Here is a 16,488-nt window from a genome sequence, read left to right on the forward strand (position 1 = left end):
TTTACGTGTACTTGGTGCGAGCTGTCGCCACCTGGGCGAGGACCTGCTGGAGCACCCGGCTGCCGGGCGGCACGAGGGCCGGTTCGTACGTCCAGGCGTGCCCCACCCAGGGGTCGGCGAGGTGGTCCTCGGGCACCGGCGTCAGCCGCAGCAGCCCGCGCCACAGCGGGTCCAGCAACGGACCGTAATCGTCGGCGTCCTCCCGGTCGGCGACCATCATGAGATGGACGCCGACGGCCGGGCCCTCGTCCGCGAGGTAGCGCAGTTGGGTCACGGCGCGGTCGTCGAAGCCGTGCGGGAAGTCGTTGACGACCAGGAGCTGCTGGGAGGTGTCGAAGCCGGGCGGGAGCGAGTCGGCCGCGCCGCCGCGCACCGCCATGTGCACCAGATCGACGCGCTCGGTGAGCCGGCCCAGGATCGCCGCGACGCCGGCCGCGCCGGCCGCGGGCGGGGCCGCGAGCACCCCGGTCCGCACCAGCGGGGCCAGTTCCCGGGCGCCCGAACCGGCCGGGTCGACGACGTGCACGGTGAACTCGCCCGCCGGATGCACCGCCAGCAGCCGGGCGATGTGCGCCACGGCCGACTCCACGGCCAGGCGCCGCAGTTCGTGGGAGTCGGCGAACGACCCGGACGAGGCCGTCGTCCCGCTGTCGATCCACAGGCCGCGTTCGAGCGGCAGCCGCACCAGCATCGGGATGCGCAGCGGGTCGCTCTCGGGCAGGTGGAGGTCGCCCAGGCGCAGGGCCATGGGCATCTCCATGGGGACGCGGTAGGCATGCCAGACGGGGCTGTCCCAGCGCGCGTACGCGGCGGGCAGCGCGGGTTCGACGACGTCGGCCTCGGCACCGAGCTGGACGAGATCCCGGTCCAGGGCCTCTCTGGCCTGGTCGACGAGCTGGGCGTGTTTGGCCTGCGCCGCCTCGCGGGCGGCGTCGCCCTGGCCGCCGATCCTGTTGCGTGGGTCGGACAGGACCTGGTCGAGCTCCTTGTCCATCCGCGCGTCGGCGAAGTCGACGGCGCTGCGGAACGCGGCGGTGCTGCGGGCCAGGTCCTCGAACATGCCCCAGACCTGGTTGTAGAGCCGCTCCTCCATGGACCAGCCGGTCGCGTCACCCGCCACCGGACGGGCGGGCTGCCCGGGCTGGGCCGGGGGCGCGGTGGGCGGCGGCGGGGGCGGCGCCGCGTTCTGCCGGCGCGGGTGGCTGTAGTCGATCGGACCGCCGGTGGCGGGCGCCGCGGGCGACGTCGACCGGATGGCCGCGGGGTCCGTCGGCGTACTTCCCGCCGGGTGGCCGGTTCCCGGCCCCGAGGGGGCCTGCGCGTCCTGGGCCGGGCCGTACGGGCCGGTGGCGCCCTGGGCGCCTTGCTGCGGGCCGTACGGTGAGCCGCTCTGGTCCGGGCCGAGCGCGGACGTGGCCGCCTGCCGGGAGCGGTCGCCGTCGGCCCGCGGCGGCGGAGCCGGCACCGAGCGGGCCAGGCCCTGCGCGACGGCGTCGTGGATACCGGCCGCGAGCCGGTGCGCCTGTGGCAGGCCCTGGTCGGTGAGGAGTTCGGCGAGGCCGCCCGCGTAGCCCTGGCCGACGGCGCGCACCTTCCAGGCGCCCTGTCGCCGGTACAGCTCCAGTGCGACGACCGCCGACTCCGCCTCCAGGCCGGTGAGGGTGTAGGTGGCGACCTCGGTGCCGTCGAGCCCGGTGACCGCGACGAAGGGGGCCGCGACGGAGCCGAAGCTGCCCGGTCCCCCGGCGCCCGTGGGCAGCGCGAGCAGGACGGCGATCCGGTGCACGGCGGCCGGCATCGCGTCGAGGTCCACCGCGAGGCGGTGGTCGGCGGCCGCCTGCCGGGAGACCTCCAGGCCGGGCAGCGTGGGCACGCCCGGGTGGGCGACCCATTCGACGCCGTGGACCTTGCCGTTCTCGTCGCCGAGCGTGGCCGCCGCCACCACCGGCCGGCCGGCCGAGACCCGGATCTCGAGCCGGACCTGGGAGAGCGGGTGGTTCTGCCCCCGCACCAGCTCGGCCGTCATCGCCTGTCGTCCCCCTGCGTCGCGTGTGGTGTCGTCGGGTGCCGCTCGCCGTCTACAGCGCGGGCAGGATGGCGGGCATCAGGTCCTGGAAGGTACGGCCGTTGGCCGGCGAGCCCAGGGCCGTCATGTTCCAGCCCGCGCCCACGCGGTGCACCTTCGCCATGATCTGGGCCGTGTAGGCGCCGCCGCCGGCGAGCGTGTAGCGCGCGAGCTCCTGGCCGTTGGTCTCGTCGACCAGACGGCAGAACGCGTTCTGCACTTCCTGGAACGTCTGGCCGGTGAAGGAGTTCACGGTGAAGATGATCTGGTCGATGTGGACCGGCACGCGCGCGAGGTCGACGAGGATCGCCTCGTCGTCGCCGCCCTGGCCGACACCGCCGACGAGGTTGTCACCGGTGTGACGGACCGAGCCGTCGTCGCTCACCAGGTGGCGGAAGAAGACGACGTCGACCGGCTGCTTGTCCGCGAACAGAACGGCGGAGGCGTCGAGGTCGATCTCCCGGGTCCGGGAGCCGAACAGGCCGCGCCGCGGGGCCGCCTGCCAGCCGAGACCCATGCGCACCGCGGTCAGGCTGCCCCCGTCGCTCTTCTGCAGACTGATGGCCTGACCCTTGGTCATGTTGACGGTCACGCGCTGATTCCCCTCTCGGACTGTCCCCTGTTGCCGCGGACCCCGCGGTTGACGGAAACCCTACGCAAAGGCACTGACAATGCCCCACCCAGGCCCGCACTTTGTGTCGGTCTTGCAACACAGCACGTGCGCGGCCCGGGCACAGCCACCACACGGGTCCGTCAGGCCAGACCCGCCTCCCTCATCTGGCGCAGTTCCTTCTTCATCTCGGAGACCTCGTCGCGGATCCGGGCGGCGACCTCGAACTGGAGGTCCGCCGCGGCGGCCCGCATGCGTTCCGTCATCTCCTCGATCTGTCCGGCGAGTTCGGCTGCGGGACGGTCGGTCGGCACCGTCTCCTTGGCCTTGCCCTTGGCCGCCTTGGACTTCGCGCCCTTGGCCGCCTTGTCGCCGAGGGAGGGCACCGGGGCCTTGGTGCCCCGCCCGTCCTTCTTCGCGCGGTAGCCGGAGCCGAGCAACTGCTCCGTGTCGACCTCCTCGCGGGCGATCTGCGCGACGATGTCGTTGATCTTCTTGCGGAGCGGCTGCGGGTCGATGCCCTTCGCCGTGTTGTAGGCGACCTGCTTCTCCCGGCGGCGGTTGGTCTCCTCGATGGCCCGCTCCATCGACGGGGTGATCTTGTCGGCGTACATGTGGACCTGGCCGGAGACGTTGCGCGCCGCGCGGCCGATGGTCTGGATCAGCGAGGTGCCGGAGCGCAGGAAGCCCTCCTTGTCGGCGTCGAGGATCGCCACCAGGGACACCTCGGGCAGGTCGAGGCCCTCACGCAGCAGGTTGATGCCGACCAGGACGTCGAACTCGCCGGAGCGCAGCTCGCGCAGCAGCTCGATGCGGCGCAGCGTGTCGACGTCGCTGTGCAGGTAGCGCACCTGGATGCCGAGTTCCAGGAAGTAGTCGGTGAGGTCCTCGGCCATCTTCTTGGTGAGCGTGGTGACCAGGACGCGTTCGTCCTTCTCGACGCGCTCCCGGATCTCGTGCACCAGGTCGTCGATCTGCCCCTCGGTGGGCTTGACGACGACCTCCGGGTCGATGAGGCCGGTGGGGCGGATGATCTGCTCCACGACGCCGTCCCCGCGCGAGAGTTCGTACTTGCCGGGCGTCGCCGACAGGTAGACGGTCTGCCCGACGCGCACCTGGAACTCCTCCCACTTCAGGGGGCGGTTGTCGAGCGCGGAGGGCAGCCGGAAGCCGTGGTCGACGAGGGTGCGCTTGCGGGAGGCGTCGCCCTCGTACATGGCGCCGATCTGCGGGACGGTGTTGTGGGACTCGTCGATGACGAGCAGGAAGTCGTCCGGGAAGTAGTCGAGCAGGGTGTTCGGCGGGGAGCCGGGCAAGCGGCCGTCGAAGTGCATCGAGTAGTTCTCCACGCCGGAGCAGGAGCCGATCTGGCGGAGCATCTCGAGGTCGTACGTGGTACGCATCCGCAGCCGCTGGGCCTCCAGGAGCTTGCTCTGCTTCTCCAGCTCGGACAGGCGCTCGCCCAGCTCCTTCTCGATGTCGTTGGCCGCCCGCTCCAGGCGCTCGGGGCCCGCGACGTAGTGGGTGGCCGGGAAGATGTACAGGTACTCGTCGTCGCTGATGATCTCGCCGGTGAGCGGGTGGAGTGTGGAGAGGGCCTCGATCTCGTCGCCGAACATCTCGATGCGGACGGCGAGTTCCTCGTAGACCGGGAAGATCTCGATGGTGTCGCCGCGCACCCGGAAGGTGCCTCGGGTGAACGCCAGGTCGTTGCGCGTGTACTGGATGTCGACGAAGCGGCGCAGCAACTGGTCCCGGTCGAGTTCGTCGCCGACTCTGAGGGGGACCATCCGGTCCACGTACTCCTGTGGAGTACCGAGGCCGTAGATGCAGGAGACCGAGGCGACCACGATGACGTCCCGGCGGGTGAGCAGCGAGTTGGTCGCGGAGTGGCGCAGGCGCTCGACCTCCTCGTTGATCGAGGAGTCCTTCTCGATGTAGGTGTCCGACTGCGGGACGTACGCCTCGGGCTGGTAGTAGTCGTAGTAGGAGACGAAGTATTCGACCGCGTTGTTCGGCAGCAGTTCGCGGAACTCGTTCGCCAGTTGGGCGGCCAGGGTCTTGTTCGGTGCCATCACCAGGGTGGGGCGCTGGAGCTTCTCGATCATCCACGCGGTGGTCGCGGACTTTCCGGTGCCGGTCGCGCCGAGCAGGACGACGTCCTTCTCACCTGCCTGGATGCGCCGGGACAGCTCGGCGATGGCCGCCGGCTGGTCGCCGCTGGGCTGGTAGGGGCTGACGACCTCGAAAGGCGCCACCGTGCGTTCGATGTGGGAAACGGGCCGCATTGGTAGTTGAAGGCGCGGTGCTCTTACGAGTCCGTTTCCTTCGTCCCCTTTCAATCCGTGCGTGCGGTTTTCCCGCACACGGCTTACCGGTGATCTTCTTGACATGGTTACGCAGTCTTTGGATAACGAATCGTGCCGCGCAGTTGATACAGGCCGTGCCCGCTAAACCATTCCTCGGTCCAAGTCCAAATGCTGCCCTGTACGCAAGTTTCGTCCGCGTTTCTTGACCATCAGTCTGCGGAGCCGCCACACTACGTAGTCGTCAACAGTTCGGAACTTCCCAGCGGCGTTCCCGGTTCGGAAGTAGTTCCCCCAGCCGCGCAGGATTGGATTCAGATCCGCGATCACATCACGGATATCCCTTCCCGACCGGCGGCGGTCAGTCCGTTCTCGGACCTTGTCCCGGAGTCTCTTCATTGCTGCTTGCGATGGCCAGCGATGCAGGCAGAAGCGGACCTTGCCGTATTTCTCCCACACCCTGCCAGAGAAGCGAGCCCGGAAGTGGCAGCCGAGGAAGTCGAGTCCTTCCCGGCCCTCTCTGAGGTCAACTACTTTCGTCTTGTCCGGGTGCAGTTGCAGCCCCAGCGGTCGGAGAATTTCCCCGACCGCCTCCAGAGCAGCTCTGGCCTGGCGAGCCGAACGACACAGGACGACTCCGTCGTCGGCGTACCGCACGAGCTCACCTACTCCCCGCTGCATCAGCTCGGTGTCCAGAACGTGCAGGTAGATGTTGGCCAGCAGAGGCGAGATCACCCCGCCTTGAGGCGTCCCGGCAACCGTCCGCCGGACCTCACCGTCCACCATCACACCCGCTTGCAACCACAGGCGAACCAGCTTGAGGACCCTGCGGTCCGACACCCGGCGACCCACTTCGGCAAGCAGCCGACCATGGTCGATCTCGTCGAAGAAGCTCCGGATATCGAATTCGACAACAAAGTGACACCCCTTGGAGAAGCCGACTCGCAGCCGCTCCACCGCCTGCGTCGCCGACCGTTTCGGACGGAATCCGTACGAGCACGGGGAGAATCCCGCCTCGAACACCGGCTCCAAAACAATCTTTGCCGCCTGCTGGGCAACCCTGTCGCGGACAGCAGGAATTCCTAGCGGCCTCACACCGCCTTGCGGTTTCGGAATATCCACACGCCTGGCGGGCGCGGGACGATACGTGCCTGCACGCAGAGAAACCTGGAGTTCACCGAGCATCCGCCCGACTCCGTATTCCTTCTCCACGAATACCAGGGTGACCCGATCCACCCCAGCACTTCCTCTGTTGGCCCGGACCCGTTCCCACGCCTCCCACAGCACATCACCTCTGTGGATACGGTCGTAAAGGGCATGGAAACGCCGTTCCGGAGACTGCTTGGCCGCAGCCCATAGTCCGCGTTGAAGTTTTCGCACTTTCGAGACGGACGCATGTCCGTCCACTACGACAGGCTGTTGCCCGTCGGAGTAATTGGACCGGGTCGCCCCGGTCATGCCCTCGCACTTACCTTCGCTACAGACGTGATCAAAGTGAGGGCCCTTCCCTCCCGGCGCGTTATGTTGCACGCCGATCAGCGGTACTACGACCCTCTCGGACTCCCGCTGCCCTCCGGACGTTTTCACCATCGGCTTATACGTCCGGTCTCTTGCCTGATGCCAGGCGTGGTCAGACGGGTCTCTCCTGTTCCGGCCCAGACTGTGCACACGTGCCGCCCCCTCTACCCCGGAAGAACCCTGGAGGCTGACCCCGGAACAGGGCCCCCAGGACATGGCCTTCGCCCTGACATGACGGGCTCGGCTTCTTCGCTGCCGGTGTGACGAGGCTGCAGGGTTCGCTTCACGCTACGGCCCGCGTGCTTGCTCCCTCCAAAGAGGCTCTTGACATCCCGCTCAGCCCGCCGCGTCTCCGCGACGGACCGGGACCTGCTACCGGGCACTCCGGTGTCTACCCGGACGGGACTTCCACCCCTGAGCCTGGACCAGCTTTCAGGACGCACCATGCCATCCACCGTACGACCCCCCACTGACAACGCCGCCCGATCAGGGGTTTCGCGGCCGCAGGCCCGGGGGTTCGCGGTGGGGGACTCAGCGGTTCTGCGGGGTGCGGGACTCGCGGTACGCCACCTTCCGGCGGCCGCGGAGCTGGGCGCGGCGCGAGGGGTGCGGGACCGGCGGGTGCGCCGGGACGCCGGGTTTGTGCTCGGCGGGGGTCCAGGCGGGCTTGCCCATGACCATCAGCGGGTCGAACACCACGACGACGCCCGCGAGGCAGAGGAAGGCCAGGGGCCCGATCAGCATCGGCGCGAGGAGGGAGGCGGCCGAGTCGCCCGTGGCCGGGGCCCCGGTGCCGTGCAGATGGACGCTGAGAGCGACCATGCCGGTGTAGTGCATGCCGGTGACGGCCAGCCCCATGACGAGGCTGGCGCCCACGCTCCACAGGAAGCCCCTGACCTGCCCCGCGGCCCACAGGGCGGCGGTGGCGGCGGCCATCGCTATGGCGACGGAGGTGGCCACGGTGAGCGTGTTGTACTCGAGGTTGCCGTTGAAGCGCATCCCGGCCATGCCCAGGTAGTGCATCGACGCGATGCCCAGGCCGGTGAGGGTTCCCCCGGTGAACAGCGCGGTCCCGGTCGCGCCCTTGTAGCCGACGATGAAGATCCCGACGCCCACCATGACGATGGCGACGCCCAGGCTGGCGTAGGTGATCGCCTTGTCGTAGTGGATCGGGGCGCCCTCGACCGTGAAGCCGATCATCGCGATGAAGTGCATGGTCCAGATGCCCGAGCCGATCGCCGCCGAGCCGAGGGCGAGCCATCCGGGGCGCCAGGAGTGGGCGACCAGCAGGGCTCTGGTGGTGCAGCGCAGACCGAGGGCACCGCCGAGGCAGGCCATGAAGTAGGCCACCAGCGGGGTGACGAGTCCGTAGCTGAAACCGTCGACCGTGCCGTGCATGCGCGGTTGCCCTTCGCCCTGTTGCTGGATTTCCCTGAACACGCCCCTCCCAGGACCGCTGAGCGCGGTCAAGGCTGAGAGAGAGTATGACCCCCACCGGAATGGTCGAACGATTTTCCGGCAAAGAAACACGCCCTTACCCCACATGTGCGGCACCGGTGAGCGGCCTCGGGCGTCTCCTTTCCTTCTGTGGCCGTCCCACACTCCCCCGCCGTCACTCTTCTGCTGTCAGAGTTGAGCTGTACGTGATCGCCCGATGCGAGGAGTGCGCATGCACGCGCGCGTAGTTGCCGCCACGACCGCCGCCGCGGTCCTGGGCACCGTCGCCCTTCTGCTCCCCGTCCACGACGCCCGGGCGGGCATCGCCTCCCGGCCATCGGTGATCGCCCACCGGGGCGCCTCCGCCTACGCCCCCGAGAACACCCTGGACGCCGTCGACGAGGCCGCGTCGCTGGGCATGCTATGGGTGGAGAACGACGTCCAGCGCACCAGGGACGGCGAGCTCGTGGTGATCCACGACGACAGTCTCCGCCGTACGACCGACGCCGAGGAGGTGTTTCCCGGCCGTGCGCCCTGGAAGGTGAAGGACTTCACCGCGGCCGAGATCGCTCGGCTCGACGCGGGAAGCTGGTTCGGCGCCGCGCACGCGGGCGCGCGCGTGCCGACGCTGAAGCAGTACGTCGACCGGGTCGAGCACAACCACCAGAAGCTGCTCCTGGAGGTCAAGAACCCCGAGCTGTATCCGGGGATCGAGCAGCTGACCCTCAAGCTGCTGGGCAACGAGGGCTGGCTGGACCAGCGGCACCTCGCCAACCGGCTGATCGTGCAGAGCTTCAGCGCCGACAGCCTGCGTACCGTCCACGAGTTGAAGCCGGCGGTGCGGACCGGCCTGCTCGGTATGCCTGCCGTCGCGGACCTGCCCCGGTACTCGGGCTTCGCCGACCTGATCAACCCGTCGCACGCCTCCCTCTCCCAGAAGTACGTCTCCGCCGTGCACGCGCTGACCGGAGCGCACGGCAGGCCGATGGAGGTCTTCGCCTGGACCGTCGACGACGCCGCGACCGCCCGGACCGTCGCCGGGTACGGCGTCGACGGCGTCATCACGAACAAGCCCGACGTGGTGCGGCGGGCCTTGTACTGGTACTGACGGCGGCCGGTACCGGCGTCGTCCGGCGGTCCCGGGGCGTTGTCAGTGGCAGGTCGTACGGTGGGCGCATGGACAGCCACGGGCAGTACGAGCAGCAGGTCGTGTGGACCGTCGTCGGTACCGACATCGGTCCGTTGTTGCTGGCCGCGACCCGCGAGGGTCTGCTCAACGTCGTGTTCCACGCCACCGACGCGGTGCGGGCCAAGGCGCTCGACCGGCTGGCGGGCCGGCTGGGCACGGAGCCCGTCGAGGCGCCCGGCTCGCCGCTGCTGGCCGAGGCGATACGGCAGGTCGAGGCCTACTTCGCGGGTGAGCGGCGCGCCTTCGAGCTCCCGTTGGACTGGTCCCTGATCGCGGGCTTCAACCGGCAGGTGCTGCGCGAACTCGCCTCCGGCGTCCCGTACGGGGCGGTCGTCGGCTACGGCGATCTGGCCAAGCGGGTGGGGCAGCCGGGGGCGGCGCAGGCGGTGGGGGTGGCGATGGGTTCCAATCCCCTGCCGATCGTGGTGCCCTGCCACCGGGTCGTGGAGAGCGACGGCGGCATCGGCGGGTTCGGCGGCGGCCTGGAGACCAAGCGGAAGCTGCTCGCGCTGGAGGGAGTCCTGCCCGAGCCGCTGTTCTGAGGGCCGCTTGGAAGGCCGTTCCGAGGCCTTCCCAGGCCTTCCCAGGTGTTACGAGGCGTTCCGAGGCATTCCGAGGTCTGGGCTGGGCGGACGGCAGGGGGGAGACTGCGCCGGTGACCACACTTCTCACACATCAGTACGGCCGCGCCGTGATCGGGCGCGGGCTGTGACCGCCGTAGAGCGCGCCGCCGTGGCGCCCTTCGATGCCGAGCTGCTGCCCGCCCTGCGGCGCCGTACGACCGCGGTGCTGGTCACGAGCCAGATCCTCGGTGGGCTCGGTGTCGCCACCGGCATCGCGCTGGCCGCCGTACTGGCCCGGCAGGTCAGCGGCAGCGAGGCACTGTCCGGGCTCGCGCCCACCGCGACCGTTGCCGGCACCGCCGTGCTGTCGATACCGATGGCCGCGCTGATGACCGCGCGCGGGCGGCGGCCCGGGCTGGTGCTGGCCTATCTGGTGGGCGCGCTGGGGGCCGGGGTCGTCGTGGTGGCGGCGCGGGCTGGGAGCTTCCCGTTGCTGCTGTGCGGCATGGCCGCTTTCGGCGCGGCCTCCTCGGCGAACCTGCAGGCGCGGTTCGCCGCCGCCGACCTGGCCGAGCCGCACGGGCGGGCCCGGGCCATCTCCAACGTCGTATGGGCGACGACCATCGGCGCGGTCCTCGGCCCGAACATCGCCGCGCCCGCCGGCCGGAGTGTCGCCGGGCTCGGGATACCCGAGGCGGCGGGCCCCTTCCTGTGGGCGGCCGGGATCTTCGTCATATCGGCGGTCGTGGTGGCCGTGCTGCTGCGCCCCGACCCGCTGCTGACGGCCCGCGCTCTCGCACCGGAGGAGGATCGGTCCCCCGGAGCCCGTTCCCTGCGGGCCGGTCTGACGGCCGTCGCCGCTTCGCCCCGCGCGCGGCTCGCGCTCCTGACGGTGGCCGTGTCGCACACGGCGATGGTCTCGGTCATGGCGATGACCCCGCTCGCCCTCACCCACCATGGCGCGGGCATCGATCTCATCGGGCTGGTCATCAGCGGGCACATCGCGGGCATGTACGCGTTCGCGCCGCTGATGGGCCGGCTGGCGGACCGGGTGGGCCGGCTCTCGGTTACAGGGCTCGCGGCCGGGCTGATCGCCCTTGCGCTGTTTCTGGCGGGGACGGCCGGCGACAGCCACGGGCAGACGGCCGCCGGGCTCTTCGTGCTCGGCCTGGGCTGGTCGGCCGGGCTCGTGTCCGGTTCCGCGCTGCTCACGGACGCGGTCCCGCAGTCCGCGCGGGCCGCCGCCCAGGGGCTCTCGGACCTCACCATGAACACCTCGGCGGGGGTCGGCGGGGCGATCGCCGGGCTCGTGGTCGCACGGGCGAGCTACGCGTGGCTCAACGCCGCCGCGGCGATTCTGCTCGTCCCGCTGGCCGCCCTGGTGCTGTTCACCTGGAACAGGAACAGGAACAGGAACGGGGAGGGAGAGGCGGAGCCGGAAGGGGAGGGTGACGGGAAGGGGGGCAGGTCTGGGACGGCCGGTGAGAGTGCGACGGGGCTGGCTCAGTCGTAGTGCCGAGCCGTGCGAGGCCGGACAGGCTCCAGGCCGCCGGCCTTCGCGTAGGAGTCGACGGCGGCGATCGGGTCACGCACCCGGAGGACGACGTGGTCGAGGCGTGTCGAGTGGTCCGTCATGCGTCCCAGGCCGGTGTCGTCCCCCACAGGACGCAAGGGTTTGACCGGACGTGCCGCCCGCCAGAGATGAGGGGAGAGACGACGGACAGGAGGCAGGCGCGTGGTGCTGATGGTGTCGGATGAGGTGCGGGACGCGATCGACGCGCGTCGACCCGTGGTGGCCCTGGAGTCCACGATCATCTCCCACGGGCTGCCCCGCCCGCGCAACCTGCGGGTGGCGCTGGAGCTGGAGGCGGTCGTACGCGCGGAGGGCGCCGTACCGGCGACGATCGCGGTGCTGGACGGGCGGCCGCACGTGGGCCTGGACAAGGAGCAACTGGAGCGGGTCGCCAACGAGGACGGGTTCCGCAAGCTGGGTCATCGCGACCTGCCGCTCGCGGTGGCCTCCGGGGCGAGCGGGGCGACCACGGTGTCGGCGACGGCGCTGCTGGCGGCGCTGGCGGGCGTGCGGGTGTTCGCGACGGGCGGACTGGGCGGGGTGCACCGGGAGTGGACGCTCACCCAGGACGAGTCGGCCGATCTGGGGCTGCTGGCGAGCACTCGGATCACGGTGGTGTGCGCGGGGGTGAAGTCGATCCTGGACGTGCCGGCGACCCTGCAGCGGCTGGAGACGCTGGGCGTCGCCGTCGCCGGGTACGGCACCGACCGCTTCCCCGGGTTCTACCTGTCCGACTCGGGCCATCCGGTCGACTGGACGCTGGAGACCCCGCAGCAGGTGTCCGAGGTGATGCGGGCCCAGGACGCGCTCGGGCCGGTGGAGTCGGCGCTCATCGTCGCCAACCCGGTGCCGGAGGCGGAGCAACTGGATCCCGAGCTGCACGCGCGCGTGCTCGCCGACGCGCTGCACGCGTGCGAGGAGGCGGGCGTCACCGGCCAGGGCGTCACGCCGTTCCTGCTCGACTACCTGGTCCGGCACACCGACGGGGCGTCCCTCAACGCCAATCTGGCGGCGGTGCGGGGCAACGTGCGGCTGGCGGCTCGGGTCGCGGCGGCGTGGGCCGAGGCATGACCGACGGGCGACCGGGCGGGGCGGACCGCGGTCGTGACGGCCCTGTTCAGGGGCCAGAGTCCGGTTCCGGGTCTGATTCCGGGTGTCTATCTGGATCTGGATCTGGATCTGGGTCGGCGCCACCGTCCGATTCCGATGCGGCTTCGGATCCGGATTCCCGTTCGGGGCGTGCGGCGCTGCTGGTCGTCGGGGACGTCGTTACGGACGTCGTCGCCCGGCATCGGGGGCCGCTGGCCTCGGGGACGGACACGGTCTCGGTGATCCGGACCCTGCCGGGCGGCGCGGGCGCCAACGTGGCGTGCTGGGCCGCGCACTGGGGGTGTGCGGACGTACGGCTTCTCGGCCGGGTGGGCGCGGAGTCGGTGGCCTGGCACGAACGGGAGCTGACCGCCTGCGGGGTGCGGCCCCGGCTCGTCGTCGATCCGCAGGCGTCCACGGGGACGGTGATCTGCCTGGTCGACACGGGTGCCGCGGCGGAGCGGACGTTCCTCACCGACAGCGGCGCGGCCCTCCGGCTCGCCCCCGAGGACTGGTCGGACACCCTCCTGGACGGGGTCGGCCGCCTGCACCTGTCGGGATACCTGCTGTTCTCGGAGTCCGGACGGGCCCTGGTGCGTACGGCGTTGGCGTCGGCACGCGCGCGTGGGGTGCCGGTGAGCCTCGATCCGGCGTCGGCGGGCTTCCTGGTGGAACTGGGCGTCGACCGGTTCCTGTCCCTCGTCGAGGGGGTGGACGTCCTGCTGCCCAGCCGTGACGAGGCCTGTCTGCTCACCGGGCTGGTCGACGGGGCGGACGCTGCGGCCGAGCTGAGCCGCCATGTCCCGCTGGTGGTGTCGAAGCAGGGTGCGGACGGTGCGCTGGTGGCCCGGAACGGCACTGTGCTCACCGGCGTCCCCGCCGCTCCGGCTGTCCCCCGCGACACCACGGGCGCCGGCGACGCCTTCACGGGAGCGTTCCTCGCCGCGCTCCTGGCGGGCGCCGATGCCGGTGCCGCGGCGGCAGAGGGGTGCCGAGCGGGCGCTCGGGCAGTGCAACGGGTGGGCGCCAGACCACCAACGCCGGACGACGGGACGACGTCGCCGACCGACTCGGCCTGCGCCGGCTGAGGTCGCCTGGGGGTACCTGGGGGTGCCTGAGGGCGGGGTTCCGAAGCGGGGTTCCGAAGCGGGGAGGGGACGGGGCTTCTCGTCGGGGGGGCTCGACGGGAGTTTGGCGCGGGGCCCGGGTCCGGGGTGCCGACGGGGCCGGCGGGAGCTCAGTGTCCGAGGGCCGGCAGGGGCTCGGTGCCGGGTCCCGGCGAGGGCATCGGGGTGGGTGCCCATCGGTCGGGTGCCTAGTTCTTTCGGCCCCATGCCGAGATCATCGGCGCCGTGGCCAGGTCCATGCCGCCGGTGGCGACGTTCGTCAGGTGGCGGTCGATCTCCTCGTCGGTCGCGAGGCCCGCCCTGACGAGCTCGTCACGGATCTGCCGGACCGTCGCGGACTCCAGGGCGGCGCAGGCGGGTGAGGTGACGGGGAAGTAGGCGTCGGCCTCGACTCGGCGCAGCCCGGCCTCGCGGAGCAGACGCGGGAGCTTGCGACCGTAGGAGAGATCGGCGCCCCGGCCGGCGAGGAGCTGGCGGAAGCCGTGCCGCAGACGGTTCGCCAGTTGCTGTTCGGGCCCGTGCTCGTCGGGGCAGAGCAGGGGCTGAAGCGCCGGGTCGGCGTCCTCGATGAGGAGCCGTCCGCCGGGGCGCAGGGCCTTGACCATCGAGCGCATCGCCCGCTCCCGGTCCGGCACATGGACCAGGACGAGCCGGGCGTGCACCAGGTCGAAGCCCTCCATCGGCGGCTCCTCCACGCCGAGGTCGTGGACGCGCACCTCGACCGGCGGGCGGGCGACCGACGCCAGCCGGGAGGTGTCGATGTCGGTCGCGAGGACCTTGCCCGTCGGGCCGACCTTCTTCGCCAGCCAGGACACCACGGACGTGCCGCCGGCGCCTGCCTCCCAGCAGCGCCAGCCGGGTCCGATCCCCAGCCCTTCGAGGTGGCGGAACGTCGTGGCGTCGAAGAGGGCGGCGAAGGCGTCGAAGCGTTCTCCCGCCTCGGGCTGCCGGTTGTCGAGGAGGTACCCGTCGGATCGCGTCATGCGGCGATCATCCCAGTTGTCCCGCGTGCCGGAGGGGGTCGACGCGGCCGGGATCAGGAGCGCGGAAGCCGGGAACCCGCAGCGGAAAAGGCCGGCCGCCGGTCTCGTGAGCAGTCGAAAGTCCCGTTGTCCACAGGCGGGAACAAAGCGGAACGTTCCCTTTCCACAGGCTTACCCACCGCATGCGCGGGCCTGGCAGACTGGCTGGCCAGGGCGCAGGAATGCGGCGCGAGGAGTTTCACGCAAGGAGTCCCAGATGACCATGGCAGGGAATCTGCGGAAGGTCACCGGCCTCGGAGGGGTCGGCGGCCTGCGCAGGGTGGCGCGGTTGGCCCGGCGGCGCCCGCGGGTCGACCTGAGTCACCCCGCGCGGTCCCCGCTGGGTTCCTCGGTGGTGAACTGCGTGACGTACCGGGACGGCGTCCGGACCTTGCGCGGCGGAGACCTGGTCGACACGGTGGAGCGGGTGCGCAAGAGCGGTCACGGTTTCGTGTGGCTCGGCCTGCACGAACCGACGAACGAGGAGTTCGCGGGCATCGCCGAGCTGTTCGACCTGCATCCGCTGGCGGTCGAGGACGCCGTGGAGGCGCATCAGCGGCCGAAGGTCGAGCGGTACGGCGAGACGTTGTTCGCGGTGTTCAAGACGGTCTGCTACGTCGAGCACGAGGAACTCACGGCGACGAGCGAGGTGGTCAACACCGGCGAGATCATGGTGTTCGTCGGCCCGGACTTCGTGATCACGGTGCGGCACGGACGGCACGGCTCGCTCGGTCCGCTGCGCGAGGAGCTGGAGTCCGATCCGGGACAGCTCGGCAAGGGGCCGTCGGCGGTGCTGCACGCGATCGCGGACCACGTGGTCGACGACTACCTCAACGTCATCGACGCCGTGCAGGTGGACATCGACCAGGTCGAGACGGACGTGTTCGCGGAGAACGGCGCACGTGCGGACCCAGGTCGCATCTACCAGCTCAAGCGTGAACTCCTCGAACTGAAGCGGGCGGTGGTGCCGCTGGGCCGCCCGCTCCTGGACCTCGCGGACCGGCCGGTCCGGGTGGTCGATCCGGAGATACAGGCCTACTTCCGGGACGTCTCCGACCATCTGCTGCGGGCCACGGAACAGATCGCCGCCTTCGACGAACTGCTCAACTCGATCCTGCAGGCACATCTGGCGCAGGTCACGGTGGCGCAGAACGAGGACATGCGGAAGATCACGGCCTGGGCCGCGGTGATCGCCGTGCCGACGATGGTCTGCGGGGTGTACGGCATGAACTTCGACCACATGCCGGAACTGCACTGGAAGTTCGGCTACCCCCTGATCATCGGCGTGATATCCGTCGCCTGCTGGACCCTGTACCGGGGCTTCCGGCGCAACGGCTGGCTCTGAGCGACGGGGGCAGCGGCGGGTACGGGGGCATCCCCGGGTTCGACTGGTCCCCGGGTACGGGTGGTCCGGGTACGGGTCCCGTCAGGGCGACCGCGGTCTGCGCTGTCAGTGCCGGGCGGGTCCGGTCCTGGCATAGACGCTCTCGGCCCAGGTGGCGATCTGGTCCTCGGTCAGGTGCCGGGCCAGGTCGGCCTCGCTGATCATGCCCACCAGGCGCTTGTTCTCGATGACGGGCAGCCGGCGGATCTGGTGGTCCTGCATCTCCTGGAGCACCTCGCCGACGTCGGCGCCCGCGTCGATCCAGCGCGGTGTGCCCTGGGCCATCTCCCCGGCGGTGATCTTGGCGGGGTCGTGTCCCACGGCCACGCAGCCGACGACGATGTCCCGGTCGGTGAGGATGCCGCAGAGCCGCTCGTTCTCGTCGCTGATGGGCAGCGCTCCGACGTTCAGCTCGCGCATGAGCTGGGCGGCGCGGTCGAGGGTCTCGTGTGCGGGGATCCACTGGGCGCCCCGGTGCATGATCTCTGCGGCGGTGTTCATGGAGTACCTCCCGGTGCCGGACGGCCGGCGCGGCGCAGGGGGCACCGCTAGTCCCGGCGCCCTACATTCTCGCCGCGCCACCGGTCGCCCGCACCCGGAGCGCG

General features: G+C 70.7%; 13 protein-coding genes and 1 pseudogene. 6 read left to right on the plus strand and 8 right to left on the minus strand.

Translation table 11 applies throughout. The features are described from left to right. Position 1 precedes the first annotated feature (1 nt). The 5 genes from OG352_RS10370 to OG352_RS10390 form a co-directional block, all read right to left on the minus strand. Positions 2-2,026, minus strand: a complete 2,025-nt coding sequence (locus OG352_RS10370; protein WP_329216207.1) for a TerD family protein — start codon at positions 2,024-2,026, stop codon at positions 2-4. A gap of 52 nt (positions 2,027-2,078) precedes the next feature. Beyond that, positions 2,079-2,657 (minus strand): TerD family protein, encoded by a 579-nt coding sequence (locus OG352_RS10375; protein WP_329216209.1) that lies wholly within the window; start codon positions 2,655-2,657, stop codon positions 2,079-2,081. Positions 2,658-2,818: 161 nt separating this feature from the next. Continuing rightward, entirely contained in the window at positions 2,819-4,963 is a 2,145-nt protein-coding gene (uvrB, locus tag OG352_RS10380; RefSeq protein ID WP_329216211.1) for an excinuclease ABC subunit UvrB, read from the minus strand. A gap of 162 nt (positions 4,964-5,125) precedes the next feature. Next, a complete protein-coding gene (ltrA, locus tag OG352_RS10385) occupies positions 5,126-6,715 on the minus strand; it encodes a group II intron reverse transcriptase/maturase (RefSeq protein WP_329216213.1) in 1,590 nt (529 codons plus the stop codon). Between the two features lie 315 nt (positions 6,716-7,030). After that, positions 7,031-7,897, minus strand: coding sequence for an MHYT domain-containing protein (locus OG352_RS10390; RefSeq protein WP_329223777.1), 867 nt, complete (start codon positions 7,895-7,897; stop codon positions 7,031-7,033). Between the two features lie 271 nt (positions 7,898-8,168). On the opposite strand from OG352_RS10390, the gene OG352_RS10395 reads away from it, so the two are divergent. The 3 genes from OG352_RS10395 (at position 8,169) to OG352_RS10405 (ending at position 11,201) form a co-directional block, all read left to right on the plus strand. Next, on the plus strand, positions 8,169-9,044 hold the full coding sequence (locus tag OG352_RS10395) for a glycerophosphodiester phosphodiesterase (RefSeq protein ID WP_329216215.1): 876 nt from the start codon (positions 8,169-8,171) through the stop codon (positions 9,042-9,044). 68 nt (positions 9,045-9,112) lie between these two features. Then, the gene (locus OG352_RS10400; RefSeq protein ID WP_329216217.1) at positions 9,113-9,667 is read left to right on the plus strand and encodes a methylated-DNA--[protein]-cysteine S-methyltransferase; all 555 of its coding nucleotides are present in this window, start codon (positions 9,113-9,115) and stop codon (positions 9,665-9,667) included. 166 nt (positions 9,668-9,833) lie between these two features. After that, positions 9,834-11,201, plus strand: a complete 1,368-nt coding sequence (locus OG352_RS10405) for an MFS transporter (protein ID WP_329216219.1) — start codon at positions 9,834-9,836, stop codon at positions 11,199-11,201. Positions 11,202-11,218: 17 nt separating this feature from the next. Here the strand turns inward: OG352_RS10405 and OG352_RS10410 are convergent. Continuing rightward, positions 11,219-11,323: pseudogene (locus OG352_RS10410) on the minus strand (VOC family protein); the annotation flags it as partial. Between the two features lie 103 nt (positions 11,324-11,426). Between OG352_RS10410 and OG352_RS10415 the strand changes: the two are divergent. After that, entirely contained in the window at positions 11,427-12,332 is a 906-nt protein-coding gene (locus tag OG352_RS10415) for a pseudouridine-5'-phosphate glycosidase (protein WP_329223778.1), read from the plus strand. Beyond that, the gene (locus OG352_RS10420; protein WP_443072197.1) at positions 12,329-13,438 is read left to right on the plus strand and encodes a carbohydrate kinase family protein; all 1,110 of its coding nucleotides are present in this window, start codon (positions 12,329-12,331) and stop codon (positions 13,436-13,438) included. Before OG352_RS10415 ends, OG352_RS10420 begins: the two co-directional genes overlap by 4 nt. A gap of 227 nt (positions 13,439-13,665) precedes the next feature. On the opposite strand, the gene OG352_RS10425 is transcribed toward OG352_RS10420, so the two are convergent. Further along, positions 13,666-14,460, minus strand: coding sequence for a methyltransferase domain-containing protein (locus OG352_RS10425; protein WP_329216221.1), 795 nt, complete (start codon positions 14,458-14,460; stop codon positions 13,666-13,668). A gap of 256 nt (positions 14,461-14,716) precedes the next feature. Between OG352_RS10425 and OG352_RS10430 the strand changes: the two genes are divergently transcribed. After that, positions 14,717-15,844 (plus strand): magnesium and cobalt transport protein CorA, encoded by a 1,128-nt coding sequence (locus OG352_RS10430; RefSeq protein WP_329216222.1) that lies wholly within the window; start codon positions 14,717-14,719, stop codon positions 15,842-15,844. 105 nt (positions 15,845-15,949) lie between these two features. Here the strand turns inward: OG352_RS10430 and OG352_RS10435 are convergent, their stop codons facing one another. Next, on the minus strand, positions 15,950-16,384 hold the full coding sequence (locus OG352_RS10435; RefSeq protein ID WP_329216224.1) for a CBS domain-containing protein: 435 nt from the start codon (positions 16,382-16,384) through the stop codon (positions 15,950-15,952). Positions 16,385-16,488: the final 104 nt, after the last annotated feature.

This window comes from Streptomyces sp. NBC_01485, assembly GCF_036227125.1.
Taxonomy (GTDB): domain Bacteria; phylum Actinomycetota; class Actinomycetes; order Streptomycetales; family Streptomycetaceae; genus Streptomyces.

Bases quoted from the DNA above. Each gene is read 5' to 3' on its own strand.
- ltrA (WP_329216213.1), bottom strand. From the start codon at position 6,715: ATGTCCTGGGGGCCCTGTTCCGGGGTCAGCCTCCAGGGTTCTTCCGGG.
- OG352_RS10425 (WP_329216221.1), bottom strand. From the start codon at position 14,460: ATGACGCGATCCGACGGGTACCTCCTCGACAACCGGCAGCCCGAGGCG.
- OG352_RS10430 (WP_329216222.1), top strand. From the start codon at position 14,717: ATGACCATGGCAGGGAATCTGCGGAAGGTCACCGGCCTCGGAGGGGTC.
- uvrB (WP_329216211.1), bottom strand. From the start codon at position 4,963: ATGCGGCCCGTTTCCCACATCGAACGCACGGTGGCGCCTTTCGAGGTC.
- OG352_RS10400 (WP_329216217.1), top strand. From the start codon at position 9,113: ATGGACAGCCACGGGCAGTACGAGCAGCAGGTCGTGTGGACCGTCGTC.
- OG352_RS10420 (WP_443072197.1), top strand. From the start codon at position 12,329: ATGACCGACGGGCGACCGGGCGGGGCGGACCGCGGTCGTGACGGCCCT.
- OG352_RS10370 (WP_329216207.1), bottom strand. From the start codon at position 2,026: ATGACGGCCGAGCTGGTGCGGGGGCAGAACCACCCGCTCTCCCAGGTC.
- OG352_RS10395 (WP_329216215.1), top strand. From the start codon at position 8,169: ATGCACGCGCGCGTAGTTGCCGCCACGACCGCCGCCGCGGTCCTGGGC.
- OG352_RS10435 (WP_329216224.1), bottom strand. From the start codon at position 16,384: ATGAACACCGCCGCAGAGATCATGCACCGGGGCGCCCAGTGGATCCCC.
- OG352_RS10390 (WP_329223777.1), bottom strand. From the start codon at position 7,897: ATGCACGGCACGGTCGACGGTTTCAGCTACGGACTCGTCACCCCGCTG.